General features: G+C 49.8%; 11 tRNA genes. All 11 read left to right on the top strand.

What is annotated here, in order from left to right:
• Positions 1-26: 26 nt before the first annotated feature.
• Positions 27-99: transfer RNA gene (locus tag HEQ50_RS12505), tRNA-Asn, on the top strand.
• 9 nt (positions 100-108) lie between these two features.
• Positions 109-199, top strand: a tRNA-Ser gene (locus HEQ50_RS12510).
• 12 nt (positions 200-211) lie between these two features.
• Positions 212-284, top strand: a tRNA-Glu gene (locus tag HEQ50_RS12515).
• A 4-nt stretch (positions 285-288) separates the two neighbouring features.
• Positions 289-361: transfer RNA gene (locus tag HEQ50_RS12520), tRNA-Val, on the top strand.
• A gap of 18 nt (positions 362-379) precedes the next feature.
• Positions 380-454, top strand: a tRNA-Asp gene (locus tag HEQ50_RS12525).
• 52 nt (positions 455-506) lie between these two features.
• Positions 507-579 (top strand) — tRNA-Phe (locus HEQ50_RS12530).
• 5 nt (positions 580-584) lie between these two features.
• A tRNA-Tyr gene (locus tag HEQ50_RS12535) sits at positions 585-667 on the top strand.
• 7 nt (positions 668-674) lie between these two features.
• Positions 675-745 (top strand) — tRNA-Trp (locus HEQ50_RS12540).
• A 14-nt stretch (positions 746-759) separates the two neighbouring features.
• Positions 760-832 (top strand) — tRNA-His (locus HEQ50_RS12545).
• Positions 833-891: 59 nt separating this feature from the next.
• Positions 892-962: transfer RNA gene (locus tag HEQ50_RS12550), tRNA-Cys, on the top strand.
• Positions 963-993: 31 nt separating this feature from the next.
• Positions 994-1,078, top strand: a tRNA-Leu gene (locus HEQ50_RS12555).
• Positions 1,079-1,358 lie beyond the last annotated feature (280 nt).

Genomic DNA, 1,358 nt, shown 5'->3' on the forward strand with positions numbered 1-1,358 from the left:
AGGATAGGACGTTGCCACGCGATTATTCCGGCATAGCTCAGTTGGTAGAGCACCTGACTGTTAATCAGGTTGTCGACGGTTCGAGCCCGCCTGCCGGAGCTTAATAATGGAGAGTTGTCCGAGTGGCTGAAGGAGCAGCATTGGAAATGCTGTAAACGGGTACTAACCTGTTTCGAGGGTTCGAATCCCTCACTCTCCGTTTCATAAGTATGACCCGTTGGTCAAGTGGTTTAAGACACCGCCCTTTCACGGCGGTAACATGGGTTCGAATCCCGTACGGGTCATTTTGGAGGATTAGCTCAGTTGGGAGAGCGTCTGCCTTACAAGCAGAGGGTCACAGGTTCGAGCCCTGTATCCTCCATATAACATAATACATTATGGTCCGTTGGTCTAGTTGGTTTAGGACGCCTGCCTGTCACGCAGGAGATCACGAGTTCGAGTCTCGTACGGACCGTTGTTATGTTATTAACAATTTAATACACAACAAACATATTACATGATGGTATGGCTCGGTAGCTCAGTTGGTAGAGCAATGGATTGAAGCTCCATGTGTCGGCGGTTCGATTCCGTCCCGCGCCATTTATGGTGGGGTAGCGAAGTCTGGCTAAACGCGGCGGACTGTAAATCCGCTCCTTCGGGTTCGGTGGTTCGAATCCACTCCCCACCATCATTATAGGGATATAGTTCAATGGTAGAACAACGGTCTCCAAAACCGTCGATGTGGGTTCAACTCCTACTATCCCTGTTTGTAATGTGATGGCGGTATTGGTGAAGGGGTTAACACACCGGATTGTGGTTCCGGCACGCGTGGGTTCGATTCCCACATACCGCCCTAGATTGGGGCATCTTGAAGTATTTCAGCTGGTCCAGTCAGATTGGATAGGCGATTATGGTGGTATAGCCAAGTGGTAAGGCAGAGGTCTGCAAAACCTTCATCGTCGGTTCGAATCCGATTACCACCTTTGACTGGGTGTATCCAATCAGTTATTTTTTGCCGGAGTGGCGGAACTGGCAGACGCGCTGGACTCAAAATCCAGTGACCGTTGAGGTCGTGTGGGTTCGAACCCCACCTCCGGTATCATTAAGAACATGTTCGGTCTTCATAAAGATGTGACAAGCGTTGAATTAATCAGCGCTTGTCGTTTTTTTTCGGAAAAATTTGACGCTTGTTCGCGACGGATGTGCGATCGTCGCCGATGATTGGCGAGGCAGTGTCCAACAGCACCCGCCAGGTTTGATCGAAGGTGAGGGAGATCTATTGTAAGCACCGAGTAACTGACCGTATTGAATTGTAAATTAAAAAGAGATGGCCCGTCCTCGGTTTTTGAGGGCGGGCCATCTCTTCCATGCTTTAAGCG

Origin of the sequence: Lactobacillus sp. HBUAS51381 (assembly GCF_012641095.1) — a bacterium.
Classification (GTDB): Bacteria; Bacillota; Bacilli; order Lactobacillales; family Lactobacillaceae; genus Levilactobacillus.